Genomic DNA, 13,960 nt, shown 5'->3' with positions numbered 1-13,960 from the left:
TCATGGTCCTTTCCGAGGTCGCGCAGCGCCTCATGATGATGTCCGGGTCGGGCGCCTCAACGTCTGCAGCGGAGTACAGTCAAGCTGCCACCAGCCGAATGAACGAGGTCGCCACAACACCGTCCCAGCGGGACATCGCCAGTCCGGCAGACCGGACCAGGAACTTTGCAAATCGGATCAGGCTTCCTTCCGCCTGGCCCCAGTCGAACGATGTGCCGTCGACCCAGATACAGTGAAGAACGATGGCGATTTTGCGCGCGATGGCGACCTTTGCCTTTCGCATGCCAATCCGCTTGGCGAGCTTCATGCCCCAAGCCTTGAGAGAGGACCATTTCTTCGTTCGATAAAGGAGGACGGTCGCCGCCTCGTACAGGTAAGTTCGGAGAAGACGGTCGCCCCATCGTGATATCTTGCCATTGATGTCAGTTTCGCCAGACTGGTTGCGTCGAGGCGTAAGACCCAGATAGGCGCCGACGCTTGATGCCGATCGGAAGCGCGATGGATCGTCGATCGTATGGCGGAAGGTCAAGGCGGTCACCACGCCGACACCAGGAACCGTCATCAGGCGGCGCGTCGTCTCATCCGACTTTGCCAACTGGCGGACTTCGTCATCGAACTTGCTTTGCTGCTTGCAGATCTGCTCATGGATCGACAGAAGCGGCGCGATCACACTGAGGAGCTGATGATCTTCGCCCAATAGCTCGCAAACCTGATTGCGAAACTGCAGTCCGATCGCGCGTGGGAAGAGCAAGCCGTATTCTTTGATTAGACTGCGGACCTGGTTCTCGATATCTCGACGAATGGCCACGAGCCGGGATCTGGCGACGAGTATCGCGCGGATCTTCTGACTTTCCTCGCTCTTGACTTTGACTTCTCGATACCAGCCAACCCGCACCAGTTCGGCCAGACCTCGGGCATCATTCTGATCGCTCTTGTTCATGCGTACGGACAAGGCCGCATGGGCATGCCGCGCGTCGATACAGACCACCGGAAGCTCAACTCTACGAAGTTCATGCCATAGCCAACTCGCCATCGCCCCGGTCTCAAATCCGATGCGCTCCGCCTGTGGCGCCCGCTTGCGAAGCAGTGCCGTGAGCGCCCCCGGGTCGGACCTGGCCTTTCCCTCGAACAAGACCTGACCCACTTCGTCGACCACACATACTGACGTTTCTTTTTGCGAGACATCCAGCCCAACATATTGCTTCATAGCCCCCTCCGATTCGCGAGATTGCGGGAAGGCTTGAAGATATCGAACCTTTCGAGCCGCAGGCGCTGACCGCAATTACGTCATCGTCTGCAATATTGACCCCCTAAGCCGGGGGATCGGCGTCCAAAATTGACCCCCTCCAGTTAGGTCTGTTGCGCTGCCTGCTTTGGAATGAAGCAGGTGGTTGGGGATGCTGGTCGTGGAGACAATTGCGCGGATACGGCGCGAGCCCTTCATCAAAGGTAAGACGATCAAGGAGATCGCCCGCGACCTGAGGTGTCGCGGAACACGGTCCGGAAGGTGCTGCGGTCGGGAGAGATCTCCTTCGAGTACGAGCGGCAGGTGCAGCCGCGGCCGAAGCTGGGGCGATGGCCGTCGGAGCTCGATGGGCTGCTGGCGGCGAACGCGGCCAAACCGGCTCGTGAACAGCTGACGTTGATCCGGATCTTCGAAGAGCTGCGCGGCCGCGGCTATGACGGCGGTTACGACGCGGTGCGGCGTTACGCCAGGCGGTGGAGCAAGGAGCGCGGACAATCGACCGCGGCGGCTTATGTCCCGCTGAGCTTTGCCCCAGGCGAAGCCTACCAGTTCGACTGGAGCCACGAGGTGGTCTTGCTGGGCGGCACCACGGTGATGGTGAAGGCCGCCCATGTCCGGCTCTGCCACAGCCGCATGCTGTTCGTGCGGGCCTATCCGCGGGAGACGCAGGAGATGATGTTCGACGCCCACGACCGGGCGTTCGCTCTGTTCAAGGGCACCTGCAGCCGCGGCATCTACGACAACATGAAGACCGCGGTGGAGAGACGATCTTTGTCGGCAAGGATCGCCGCTACAATCGCCGCTTTATGCAGATGTGCGGCCACCACCTGGTCGACCCGGTTGCCTGCACGCCGGCCTCGGGCTGGGAGAAGGGCCAGGTCGAGAAGCAGGTTGGGCTGGTCCGAGAACGCTTCTTCACGCCACGGCTGCGCTTCAAACCCCTGGACGAGTTGAACTCCTGGTTGCTCGATAAATGTATCGCCTACGCCAAGGCGCATCGCCATCCGGAGCTGTCCGAGCAGACGGTCTGGGAGGTGTTCGAAGCCGAACGCCCCAAGCTCGTTCCCTATGCCGGTCGGTTCGACGGCTTCCATGCGATGCAGGCCTCGGTCTCGAAGACGTGCCTGGTGCGCTTCGACAACAACAAGTACTCGGTCACGGCCAGCGCAATCGGACGTCCAGTTGAAGTCCAGGATCGCATCTAGATCCGTCAGGACGGAAGGATCGTTGCGGAACACCCACGATCCTTTGGTCGCGGCGAGACGACCTACAATCCGTGGCACTATGTGCCGGTGCTGGCTCGCAAACCGGGTGCCTTGCGCAACGGCGCTCCCTTCGATGCTTGCACGTTTTTCTAGGTAACGCGCGCCTGTTGATTCGAGCGCGGGTGATGCACGCCCCCGACATCGATCACGAGCACCTTGTGGCTATCGGCGATGCCGTCGAGCACGGAGCCTATCAGAGGCTGACCTATAAACATCTCCCCGGCGCTCGAAACTGCGGTCCTCAAACCATTGCTGAGGTCGTCAGGAGGGCGGAAACGAGAGGGAAAATTCTCCAGCCGCAGCTACGCACCGGCAATTCCCTTTCGGCAATGTGGGGTGATATTATCTCACGATTTTCAGCGGGAGAAATCTCAAGGATCGAAGTCGCAGAAGCGTTGGAAAACTCGACGCGCCGCAGAAATAGTCGAGTTCCGGTGGCAATTCAGAAACTCTTATAGTTGATGCGTTCACCCAACGCATAATCTTCATCGTCCGAGCAGGTCGTCTGCGCTTCAACGGGTCTTGGAGATCGATGCGGTGTGAGATTGCGTCGCGGTTGGAAGATGGACAACGCAAGGTTTAGACAATGGCTCGAGTTGAACGAAAATCGCGGCGGCCGCTTCGAGCTGCCAGCAGCAAGCGAACCAAATCAAATGCGCTGAGCACCGTCGACTATGAAGCCCTTGCCCGCTTTCGTTACCAGTTGAGACTCTTCCTCGCTTTCAGCGATATGAGGGCCAAGATTGCGGGCCTAACCTCTCAGCAGTACCAGGCGCTTCTCGCTATAAAAGGTTTTTCCAGTCAGAAACCGATGTTTGTCGGTGAGCTTTCCCGACTTTTACTCGTCAAGCACCATACCACGGTTGAACTCGTGGACCGAATGGTAAAGCTCGGACTTTTGAGGCGGATGGTCGACGCGCAGGACAAACGACGTGTGCTGGTGACTCTCACGAAACGAGGTCAATCGCTTTTGCACAAAGTCGCCGCCGTTCACCATGCTCACCTTGGCTCTTCAAGCCGAATGTTGCGAAAAGTTTCGCAATTGCTGGGCAGCGTCGAACAACAATAGGATCACGGCGCCCACCGGGCACTTAGGTCCTCGGCATAACGAGGTTGCGACGCAACATAATCGTCAGCTTGCCGAACGGCAAGTTTCCGCCAAGGGAAGCCCGCCCGGGCAGCGATCGAGGTGCCGCGGATCTTGATATTAGTATCGTAGCACGATATATTTGTGCATGGTTATTTGTGTGCTCTTTCTGGCGAGGAGCGTGCTCCTGAGCCTGGATCGAGCAGCTGAAACAGGTAACGGACATGAACGATCCGAATCCCGTGGACGCCTCGCGTGACAAAGCCGCCCCATTCGGTGAACCGGAAACCGATCGCGTCTGGTTCGAGAGACATCCGGAGCGCGTCCACAGACTTCGCAGCCTGATTCCATTTGAGTCGAGGGTCCCCTTGGGGGTGCCACCGTTGGGGATGACTTGGAGGATACTTGTAACTCAGCTTGCGACGTGTGGACGGCTCAGGCTTCCAGTTCCCCTTCCGAGAGACGTTTCCAACGAAGATGCCGATGATCAGCAGCTTGCGCTGATTTTTGATGAAATCGTTCCACCGGATTTGCGCAAAGTAATCGCGATGAAGAAGAGGCTTCAAAGATAACCCCGAGGCACCCTACGCTTCCACGGAATGGAGGCTTCAATGTCAGGAACGAAAATATCGAAATGGCGCAGCGAATCGATTCTGGATATCTATAACCTTTCGTTCGCCGTCTTCCTGTTCACTTCGCCGTGGCTGTTCGCCTACGCGCAACAAAATGCGAGGATAGATATTTTGGTCAGCAGCGCCGCCGTTGCTGTAACCGCGATATCGGCCATCCTCGCTTACGCCAACTGGAAAGAATGGCTGAATGTTCTGCTTGGAGCTTGGCTCGTCGTTTCACCTTGGGTGCTGGGCTTCGCTCACACAAGAGCCATGCACTTCAGCATTGGAATAGGGAGTGCCGTCGCTTTCATGGCCGTAACTGAGCTTTTGGTCGTTAACTACCCATCGGCGGCAAACCCGCCACCGGAGAGGAGGTAGGCGCATATCAAATTGCCATCGCGCCGATTGGCTTGGCTGTAGCGCGGTAGGACGCGTTGGCTCCAGTTTTCGAGAAACGTCGTTTCTGCTGCCTGACTTGCTGTTCGTCGGGCCGATGCTCCCCCGCCCCCGCAGATCAGCTTTCCGACAAGTCAGGTATCGCAGATTATTGTCCGCTATATAGGGGGATTTCTCAGCGAGAAATCTTCGTGCCATAGCCAAGCACGGTGCAACAACTTTCTGAAAATTAATTTTGACCTGGTGGTGCGGTCTGCCCCCTTTTTTCGTTTCTACACCATCTATTGAATAGAAAGTGATTGGGATGGAACGATGAAGCGAGGATTTGCTGTTCTGGCGTGTATCTGTGCCCTCACCGGGGCCGTGTATTTTGCCATCAGCAAATGGGGCATTCAACACGAACCGCTGAACCTGTTCGATGCGGCTCGACAGCGACCTGTCGCTGTCGATCTTGCCGTACGTAGGGATTATGAGGTGAAGGCCAATGCAGGCTACTGGAGGCTCCCTGTGGCCATCATCAGCAACGGGAATACCGTCAAGAATACCGAGTATTCATTCCTCGCCAATGTGTTTGCGGCTCGGGGTTATCTGGTTGCCAGCATTCAGCAAGACCTTCCGAGCGATCCGCCGTTGATGACCAAGGTCGGATTGCCCTACGTTGGCCGGCGTAGAGTGTATGAAAGAGATGAAGCCAACATTCTCTTTGTACTTGGGCAACTGAAACATTTGAGGCCGTACGCGGACTACCGTCATCTGACGCTTGTTGGACATTCCAATGGCGGAGACGTTGCAATGTACTTCGCCAAACAACATCCCGAACTAGTATCAAAGGTGATCACGCTCGATAATTTGCGCGTTCCCTTTGTCCTCAGCCACAAGCTGAAGATCCTGTCCTTTCGCTCGAAAGATCCGCATTTCAAAACCGATCCCGGCGTGCTGCCCACCCCTGAGCAGGCCAAGGCGGACGGCATCGATATCGTCAACACACCGTTCCAGCATAATGATATGAGCGACCGTGGTCCCCCTTCCGTTAAAGAAAAGATACAGGCCACGCTCGATGAATTCTTGGGCGACGCGAATAGCAGCGATCTGGCGCCGGCGCCGACCGATAAGCCTATCGTTTCCCATGCCGGAGCGCCGCTTTCTTAAATTGGCCGAAAATCTCATCGTTTCAGGGCCGTACCTTTGCGGCCCAATTCATCAGGAAAGACTTTGAGATGGCTCCGGGGGCTGCCAACGCGCCATTGTCGTTCCTTACGACATCCCCAAATCCACGATGACGCTTCAGATCGGCACCTTTGGGATGAGATGAAGCGCTTGGCAAACCAAGCTTCCGCTGCATTGGACTGATTTCGAGGCCCGCTGTTCTTCCAAACGCTGCTTCGGGTGCAGTTATATTTATATCGCAATGCGATATATTGGCGCCCACCCGGCTTGGTCCAGATCTGATTGCTGCATCTAAAGTCTAGTAGCATTGCAGGAACGTTTAAGCGACCAACGCGTTCAGGCGAAAAAGGCTTATTCCGATCCGGCTTCTAGGGGGGTGTCGCAGAGGAACCGCTCATGGCAACACTCGATGCCGACATCCCTTCCCTCTCGCCATCCGAACATCAGGTTCAGCTTCGCCGAGCCGTCATTGCTTCCACCATTGGGACTGCCATCGAATGGTACGATTTTTTCCTTTACAGCATTGTCACGGGCCTCGTCTTCGCAAAGCTGTTTTTCCCACACTCAGACCCCTGGGTCGGGACGCTTGAGGCGTTTGCCATCTACGCGATCGGCTTCGTGGCACGTCCGATCGGCGCGGCCATTTTTGGACATTACGGAGATCGTATCGGCCGCAAGTCGACCCTGATCGCAACGCTCCTCCTAATGGGCCTAGCCACCTTCGCGGTGGCGCTGGTCCCGACATACGATAGCATCGGGATCTGGGGCGCGGTAATCCTCACCGCCCTGCGATTCATCCAAGGCATCGGCGTCGGCGGTGAATGGGGCGGCTCCGTGCTGATGTCAATGGAGTGGGCGCGCACCAATCATTCGCGCGGCTTTATCGCCTCCTGGCCACAATTTGGCGTGCCTTGCGGGCTCTTCCTCGCCAATCTGGCGGTCCTCGCACTTAGCCAAATGTCCGGTGAACATTTCCTGGCTTGGGGCTGGCGAATCCCGTTCGCCCTAAGTCTGATACTGGTCGGTGTCGGCCTTTACATCCGGCTTGGCATTCTGGAGACCCCGGTATTTGCCAAGCTGCTTGCCGAGCGCAAAGTTGACCGCACTCCGATGCTGACCGTGATCCGGCAGCATCCGAAGGAGATCCTGCTCTCCGCCTTCGCGCGTATGGCCGAACAGGCGCCGTTCTACATTTTCACGGCATTCATCTTCTCCTACGGCATCGAAACGCTGCATGTCCCTCGCAACTTCCTGCTCTCGGCGGTTCTGTCGGCCTCCGTGTTATCGTTTGTCTCAATCCCCCTGTTCGGCCATCTGTCGGACCGCATTGGCCGCAAGAACATGTACATGATTGGTGCGGTAGTGACCGGTGTGTTCGGCTTCATCTATTTCGCCATGCTGAACACTCGATCGTCGGCCATCATCTTTCTCGCGATCATCCTATCTCTTATTCCGCATGACATGCTCTACGGTCCGCAAGCCGCGCTGATCGCCGAAAGCTTTACCGGGCGATTGCGCTACAGCGGCTCTTCGCTCGGCTATCAGCTCGCGTCCGTCATCGCCGGCGGCCCGGCGCCATTGATCGCGACATGGCTGTACGGCACCTATCATTCTGCCACCGCGATTGCGATCTATATCGCGATATGTGCGGTCATTACGCTGGTCGCGACAGCGATGATGACGGACTACACCGGGAAAGATATCAACGCTGCAGGCGTGTAAGCTGCGGTTCGCCGTATACCTGAACGAATGTCCTGCGTTCGCGGTCATTGCATGCCGAACTCCGTGACCGACTTGATCGCTCGGTCGAACGCCACCCACGCCATGATCTTGGAATAGGTGAATTGTTTCGGGCCGCCACGGACCTCCCAGATACCTTCGTCAGGTTCGGTCCATATGGTTTTGAGATGATCGAGCAACGCGCATTGGACGGCCCAAGCTCTCTTGTTTTCGCGAGGTCCTCCTCGACGGGACTGGTACAGCGCATCCATCGGCTCGCCATAGATATCCAGTTGCCGCTGGTGCGACCAAACACGATCCAAAAGACATGCTGCTCGAACTGATCGGCACGCCACGGTTAAATCACGATATGATCGAAATCCACAGCAATTCGGCTGTTTGGAAACGTCTTCTTTGCCTCGAACAATAAATCCTCATCGCTATACCGGCCGGAAGTACCCACCAGAAAGCTCGGCAGCGCGCTGGCAACAACGCTTGACGAAGATTACGCGGTTTCTTTTGAGCTCATTGGACGCCAGCTGCCTGACCTTGCGGCATCCTCCGTTGCGGCCGGCATCCGAAACTCTTCACAAAACCTATCGCTGCGGGCATCGGCCACACCGTGCGTTTCTGCGGTAATCCGAGCGGGAAAGTGGAGCGAAATTTACGGGGTCTTTCGCAAGCAAAAAAAGCCCTGTCTAACCGACAGGGCTTCCAGTTTGCTAGCTACCCTCAGTGTCAACTCTGGGGCGCGCCACAAGTATAGCTATTTCCTGGTCTTGGGGAAAGATTTGGCTTCTTCTTCTCGTTACTCCTGAGCGTCTTGGCTTGGCTAAAAGCATTTGTCATGCAAAAAAAATGGCTGTCAGTTTTGGTTCGGCCCCCTCCTCCTCAGCGCGGTCCGCCTGAGCCGCTTGACGGCGCAATCGCCGTACTACAGCAAGACGGTAGCAATCTCGGTACGCTGTCACAATCGGAGATGGTTGCCGCAGCGAGCGCGCTAGGCGAAACGCGCGTCAATACCCGATAATGCGTTCGCCCAGCCAGTAAGTGCCGGCAATCGCGACCGCGATGGAAGTGATCCGCGGGGTCAATGACGCGCCGCGTCCACGCTTGAGCATGGCGAGCGCCGGCAAGAACACCGCGACGAAAATCAACTGGCCGATCTCGACACCAACGTTGAAGCCGACCAACGCCCGTACGATCGCACTACCCTTCAGGCCGAGTTCGCCCAGCGCCGATGCAAAGCCGAAACCATGCACAAGGCCAAATACAAAGCTCCAGATCCAGCGGCGCCGGTCCGGCTCGCTGACGAGCAAATTCTCGAGCGCGACCCAGACGATGCTCGCTGCGATCAGCGGCTCGATGATGTAGCCGGGAATGGTCAGAATATTCAGTGTTGCAATCGAAAGCGTCACGCTGTGCGCGAGCGTGAAAGCCGTGACGATGCGGACGACTGACCAAATGCCCTGCGCAGTCGCCAACAGCGCGACGAGGAACAGCAGATGGTCATAGCCGGTTATGATATGCTCGACGCCGACCTTGATGAAATCGAACCAACCGGTTGCAGCGACGCGGTCCACCTCGATCGCGATCTTCCGTGACGATTCCTCAAAGCTGACCTGACGCTCGCCATTGGCTGTTCGCACATTTCCCAATGTTCGATAGTGCTCGCCGAGAAGCGCGCTCCAGTCCTCGGCAATCTCGAGGCGGCCATGCGAGGCATCACAAGTGAAGTCGATCTCGATCGTGGCGCGGGCGTCATTGGCGCCGGCTCCGCTGATCCGCACCCGGCCCATCCGGCAACGCGCGTTGCCGAGTTCGAGCGACAGGGTCTGCCCGGCATAGGCGACAACTCGCTCCGCCGCCGAACGATCGCCATTGGCGGCGGAGGTGAGAAGTTCGGCGGATCGGTTCGGTATTTCGGGCAAGACGACCGACAGCGCATAGTGCAAGCGATTGTCGACGAGCTCGATGCGGATGAGGGCCGTGGTGACCGCGTGCGCGAGAACGATGGCAGACCAAAGTAGGGCCAGCGCCAACGTCATCCACCGCAACACGCACGTAATCACGGCATGCCTCCCACCGCTTCCCATGCTTCGGCCACGAAGCCCGGCAGCAGCACGATCTCGCTTCGGCCATCGGCCCGCGCGTAATGCGATAGCCCGAGCACATTTGTTGCACCGAATGAGATCGCGAAGCTGCTTGCCTCGCCTCCCCTGACGACTACGCGTAGTGCTGGCGGATCGAGCCCGAATTGCCCGGCGTCGACGCTCGCAACCTCTGCCGCCGTCAGGATTCGCTCCGGGCCCGAATTGCGCAGGAGCGTGAGCGCGGCCTCAAGCCGCTCTTCAAACCCAGCCTCGGCCTTACCTCGCCTTATCTGCCAGCCGCCCTCGCCGCGTACAAACAGCCATTGCCGCTCTCGGGTCGAGACGTCGACCACGCGCACTGCCCCGGCCGGTATGGTCAGGAGTCCATTGGACGTGAACGGCGCAAGGCCCGGACCGCCGCGGCCGCCAGTGAAGGCAAGCGCCGTAAGAAATGCAACGGCGGCAAGCGCGGCAGCGGCCCACCCAAGGCGGCTCATCGTCGCCGCCACCACATGGCGCCGCCCGCAACGGCGATCAGACCCGGCATCAGCAGCACCGTGACGATGAAGATTCCGCGCATCTGTTCGCCGGTGAGGCTCACCGTCGGCAACACCTCCACCGGCGGCTTCACCGTTGGCGCCCGCTCTTCGCGCGCGAGCCACGCAAGGCCCGCGAGCACGACATCAGAATTGCCGAGATAAGGGAAGAAGGAATTTGAGACGAAGTCGGCGTCGCCCGCGACAATGAGACGAAACGGTTTTGCCGATTCGCCGATGCGTCCTTCGGAGGCCACCGCAATGATCCGCCCGGTCGGCGGTCCCGCTTCCGGATCGGCACGGCCGCCGAGGCGGTCGCTGATGACGTAGCTTTCCGCGCTGGAGACCGCGAGCGGCACCACGCGCACGCCGGGCGCCGTAATGGTCTCAAGCGGCCGCGCGCCAGGATAGAATGAGAGTGCGAGTCCCCGCGTGACCGGATGATTGCCGTAGCGCGAGACGGCGATCATCTGCTCGTCGGTGAAGTAGTGATCCTTGGGATCGACGATCACGCCACTGTTGACCTTGACGCCCATCCGGGCGAGCACAGCCGCGATGCTGTCGTCGAGCACATAATCCGGCTCGATCAGCAGCATCGCCGCGCCGCCTCGCTCGAAATAGCTGCGCAACATCTCGCTCTCGCCCGGGCTATAACGGGTCCGCGGATTGGCTTCGACCACGACGGCGCAGTCGTCCGGAATGGGCTGACCGGTGGCGAAAGAAATTTTCCGCGCGCCCAGTCCGAGCTTCTCTAGCGCGCGCCTGAGACGGCCGATGCCATGCTGCTCCATCTGTACGATGGCGAGCCCGGACGCGTCGTGGCTGTGGCTTTGCGCGCCCTCGAAATGGGTATGGAATTCGAAATTGTCGATGTCGTATTCGCCATGACCCGCGGCGAAGCAGATCACGACCTCGCGCCGGCGCATCAGTCGCAGCAGGGCGAGGGCAACCTCGCGATCGTCGGTGGTGACCACCTCGACGCGCCGGCCGCCCGCACTCAGCACGGCAGAATTGTAGATCCGTACGCCAAAACTGCTTGCCAGGGCCGGGTTCTGGTCCGCATCGATCAGCTGCAGGCGGAAATTGGCGTTTTGCCGCTCCAGCTGCCGCAGCATCGTGGCGAGGGCCCGCGCACCGAGATTCTGTTTCTGATAGAAATAGGCGACATCAACCGGCTCTTTTAGCGCGGATACCATGGCGCGCGACTCAGCCGACGGCGTGAAGGCCTTTTCGCGCGTCAGGTCGAGCGCGGCATCGTGGCGGAATAGCGCGATATTGGCGAGGATTGCGACAGCAATGGCGCCGCCGACCACGAGAACTGCGGTAACGGCGCGGCTTGCCGAGCGAATTTGTATCGGCAGCTTGAGCCCTGCGGCATACAACAGCGCAAGCGCGGCAATGACCCCGACGAACCAGCCGATATTGATCACCTCGGCGCTCATCGCTGCGCGAGCCCCCAGGTGGTGAGAAACAGCGCGAGCATGCTCGCGCTGACGAAATAGCCGATGTCCGAAAGGAACACGGACCCCGAAACCATCGGCTTGAAATGGCCGATCAGCGACAGGTTGATGGCGAAGCTGTCGAATGGCGGCGCCAGCAGATAGGACACCGAATCGGCGAACCAGAGCATCAGGAACACGCCGATCGACAGCGCCGCGGCGACGACCTGGTTTTCCGTAAGGCTCGACATCAAGAGGCCTACCGCGACCAGCAGGGATGCGTGCAGGGCCAATGCCAGATAGCCCGCATAGATCGGACCCCAGTCGGGCTCGCCGTAGCGGGCGAGGATCACCACGTAGACGAGAGAGCCAGCAAACATGCCGAGCACAAGCGTCAGAGTGGCCGCATACTTGGCGAGCACGATCGACAGCTCGGGCACCGGCGCTGTCAGCAAGAGCTCAAGCGTCTCCGAGCGCCGTTCCTCGGCAAAGCTGCGCATCGTCAAGACCGGTAACAGCAAGATCGAGAGCACATACATCTGATGGAAGATGTATTGTAGGTTGGCGACTTTGGTCGCGAACAGGGTGAGGCTGAAGGTGTAGCCGAGCACGAGCAGGAACACCGCGGCAACCGTGTACCCGATCGGCGAGGTCAGAATCGCGTTTAGTTCCTTGGCGAGGAGCGTGCGTAGCGTTCTCATGTGAGTGACAGGAACCAGTCTTCGAGGTCGGGCGTATCGGCGATCGAGCGAACGCCGAGCAACCGGCCATCGAGCAGGACCGCGACACGGTCGGCTGTCTTTTCTACCTCGCTGAGGATATGAGAGCTCATCAGCACGGTGTGGCGTCCGGCGAGCGAACGGATCAGTTCCCGCATCTCGATGATCTGGCGTGGATCGAGGCCATTGGTCGGCTCATCAAGGATAAGGATGTCCGGTTCGTGGATCAGCGCCTGCGCCAGCGCCGTCCGCTGGCGGTAGCCGCGCGACAAGGCCCGCGTGGGTTTGTCGAGCACCGCGGAAATCGCGAGCCGTTGCGCAACGCGCGCGACCGCCTCTTCGATCTCGCGTTCCGGCAGACCGCGCAGCCGCGCCATGAAAACAAGGAATTCGCCCACCCGCATGTACCGGTACAGTGGCGCTCCTTCCGGTACATAGCCGATGCGCCGCCGCATCGCGAGCGAATCCCTGGTCACATCCAGCCCCGCCACGGTCAGGCGGCCGGCGGAGGGCATGAGATAACCCGCAAGCAGCCGCATGAAGGTGGTCTTGCCGGAACCATTCGGCCCCAGCAATCCGAGCACTTCGCCGGCGCGGACGTCGAGCGTCAATCGATCAACCGCGGCGACCGATCCATAGTGCTTGCTGACATCGACGGCGGAGATGGCTTGCGCATCTACCCTTCGGGAGGACACGTCAGAAGGCGCCACGTCGCTTGGCGAGATGGTCATGCAACGTCCCGAAAACGCAGCGTCGGTCGGCCGATGTTCCGGAAGGAAACGCCCGCGCCTATCCAATCCTCAGTCGTAGAATTCGGGCGCCTTCTTCGTCGCCTTGAAGATCTCCGGGTCATGCCCGTAGAAGATCTGCGCGTTATTGGCATCACGCACGAGCCGGATGCGCTGATAACTCTTGTAGGCGTCCCCGGGAGACTGCGTACCGGGGATCGGCGGGATCAGGTTCTTGTCAAGATTTTCCTTCAGATAGACGACGTCGCTGGTGAGGATCACCGAACCCGTCTTTGGAAGCTTCACGACCACGAACTGGCTGCCCGGCGTATGGCCCGGGGCGCGCATAATACGCACCGAGCCATCGTCAAACAGATCGAGGTCACCATTGAGGCGGATGGTGTTCATCTTTTTGGTGTCGGCAAAATCCCCTGGAATGTAGTAGACGGAGAAGCCGACGTCCGGCCACCAGGCCGCCTTGAATTCATCGTCTTGCGCCACAAGCGTAGCATTGGGGAACTGACCGACGTTGCCGCCATGGTCAAGGTGGAGGTGGCCAATGACGACATACTTGATGTCGTCGGTCTTGAGCCCGATCTTGGCGAGCTGCGCGGGGATCGCGTCATCCTTGGTCATTTTCAGACCGAAACCCTTGGCGAGCGGTCCCCACCAGCCTTCGGGATCTGTGATCGTCTTGTCGTTGTTGCCGGTGTCGATAATGACATTGCCCTTGGGATGCTTGAGCACATAAAAGCTCACGGGCGCCCAATCGATGTTGCCTTGACCGCCCATCTGCAGCGCCGCCTTCGGGAAGCCGCCCAGCGATCCGGAACTGAAGACGTAGAGTTTGGGACCTTCCTGCGCGGTCACCGGCACAGAAACAGCTCCCAGTCCGAGCGCGACAGCGAGACCCAACGCAGCATGCTTGAATGCCATAGCGTGTCCTCCTTC

At 59.0% G+C, this 13,960-nt stretch carries 15 protein-coding genes and 1 pseudogene; 7 read left to right on the top strand and 9 right to left on the bottom strand.

Features of this window, described 5'->3' with window-relative positions; genetic code table 11:
* Positions 1 to 79: 79 nt before the first annotated feature.
* Complete coding sequence (locus QA643_RS10195) at positions 80 to 1,207, bottom strand: IS110 family transposase (protein ID WP_283033045.1); 1,128 nt, start codon at positions 1,205 to 1,207, stop codon at positions 80 to 82.
* Positions 1,208 to 1,483: 276 nt separating this feature from the next.
* Between QA643_RS10195 and istA the strand changes: the two genes are divergently transcribed.
* The 7 genes from istA (at position 1,484) to QA643_RS10160 (ending at position 7,497) form a co-directional block, all read left to right on the top strand.
* Positions 1,484 to 2,200: an IS21 family transposase gene (istA, locus tag QA643_RS10190; protein WP_283033044.1), complete on the top strand. Its 717-nt coding sequence runs from the start codon at positions 1,484 to 1,486 to the stop codon at positions 2,198 to 2,200.
* 8 nt (positions 2,201 to 2,208) lie between these two features.
* On the top strand, positions 2,209 to 2,451 hold the full coding sequence (locus QA643_RS10185) for a hypothetical protein (protein ID WP_283033043.1): 243 nt from the start codon (positions 2,209 to 2,211) through the stop codon (positions 2,449 to 2,451).
* 185 nt (positions 2,452 to 2,636) lie between these two features.
* Positions 2,637 to 2,969: a hypothetical protein gene (locus tag QA643_RS10180; protein ID WP_283033042.1), complete on the top strand. Its 333-nt coding sequence runs from the start codon at positions 2,637 to 2,639 to the stop codon at positions 2,967 to 2,969.
* 128 nt (positions 2,970 to 3,097) lie between these two features.
* On the top strand, positions 3,098 to 3,580 hold the full coding sequence (locus QA643_RS10175) for a MarR family transcriptional regulator (protein ID WP_283033041.1): 483 nt from the start codon (positions 3,098 to 3,100) through the stop codon (positions 3,578 to 3,580).
* A 629-nt stretch (positions 3,581 to 4,209) separates the two neighbouring features.
* Positions 4,210 to 4,590 carry an SPW repeat protein gene (locus QA643_RS10170; protein WP_283033040.1) on the top strand — a complete coding sequence of 127 codons (381 nt, stop codon included), beginning with the start codon at positions 4,210 to 4,212 and terminating at the stop codon, positions 4,588 to 4,590.
* A gap of 330 nt (positions 4,591 to 4,920) precedes the next feature.
* Positions 4,921 to 5,757 (top strand): alpha/beta fold hydrolase, encoded by an 837-nt coding sequence (locus tag QA643_RS10165; RefSeq protein WP_283033039.1) that lies wholly within the window; start codon positions 4,921 to 4,923, stop codon positions 5,755 to 5,757.
* Positions 5,758 to 6,171: 414 nt separating this feature from the next.
* Positions 6,172 to 7,497, top strand: a complete 1,326-nt coding sequence (locus QA643_RS10160) for an MFS transporter (protein ID WP_283033038.1) — start codon at positions 6,172 to 6,174, stop codon at positions 7,495 to 7,497.
* A 44-nt stretch (positions 7,498 to 7,541) separates the two neighbouring features.
* Here QA643_RS10160 and QA643_RS10155 read toward each other — a convergent pair whose 3' ends face one another.
* The 8 genes and pseudogenes from QA643_RS10155 to QA643_RS10120 form a co-directional block, all read right to left on the bottom strand.
* Complete coding sequence (locus QA643_RS10155; RefSeq protein ID WP_283033037.1) at positions 7,542 to 7,817, bottom strand: glycoside hydrolase family 15 protein; 276 nt, start codon at positions 7,815 to 7,817, stop codon at positions 7,542 to 7,544.
* A gap of 35 nt (positions 7,818 to 7,852) precedes the next feature.
* Positions 7,853 to 7,948: pseudogene (locus QA643_RS10150) on the bottom strand (ribonuclease Z); the annotation flags it as partial.
* A gap of 562 nt (positions 7,949 to 8,510) precedes the next feature.
* A complete protein-coding gene (locus tag QA643_RS10145) occupies positions 8,511 to 9,566 on the bottom strand; it encodes a HupE/UreJ family protein (RefSeq protein ID WP_283033036.1) in 1,056 nt (351 codons plus the stop codon).
* Positions 9,563 to 10,084 (bottom strand): hypothetical protein, encoded by a 522-nt coding sequence (locus QA643_RS10140; RefSeq protein WP_283033035.1) that lies wholly within the window; start codon positions 10,082 to 10,084, stop codon positions 9,563 to 9,565. Before QA643_RS10140 ends, QA643_RS10145 begins: the two co-directional genes overlap by 4 nt.
* The gene (locus QA643_RS10135; RefSeq protein ID WP_283033034.1) at positions 10,081 to 11,565 is read right to left on the bottom strand and encodes a Gldg family protein; all 1,485 of its coding nucleotides are present in this window, start codon (positions 11,563 to 11,565) and stop codon (positions 10,081 to 10,083) included. Before QA643_RS10135 ends, QA643_RS10140 begins: the two co-directional genes overlap by 4 nt.
* Entirely contained in the window at positions 11,562 to 12,263 is a 702-nt protein-coding gene (locus QA643_RS10130) for an ABC transporter permease subunit (RefSeq protein ID WP_283033033.1), read from the bottom strand. The genes QA643_RS10135 and QA643_RS10130 overlap by 4 nt, the downstream gene beginning before the upstream one ends.
* Positions 12,260 to 12,892: an ABC transporter ATP-binding protein gene (locus QA643_RS10125; protein ID WP_283033032.1), complete on the bottom strand. Its 633-nt coding sequence runs from the start codon at positions 12,890 to 12,892 to the stop codon at positions 12,260 to 12,262. Before QA643_RS10125 ends, QA643_RS10130 begins: the two co-directional genes overlap by 4 nt.
* Before the next feature lie 189 nt (positions 12,893 to 13,081).
* On the bottom strand, positions 13,082 to 13,945 hold the full coding sequence (locus QA643_RS10120) for an N-acyl homoserine lactonase family protein (RefSeq protein ID WP_283033031.1): 864 nt from the start codon (positions 13,943 to 13,945) through the stop codon (positions 13,082 to 13,084).
* Positions 13,946 to 13,960: the final 15 nt, after the last annotated feature.

The sequence above is a fragment of the Bradyrhizobium sp. CB3481 genome, from assembly GCF_029714305.1.
GTDB lineage: Bacteria > Pseudomonadota > Alphaproteobacteria > Rhizobiales > Xanthobacteraceae > Bradyrhizobium.
Note: the sequence above shows the minus strand (reverse complement) of the source record. Positions and strands in the feature narration are given on the sequence as shown.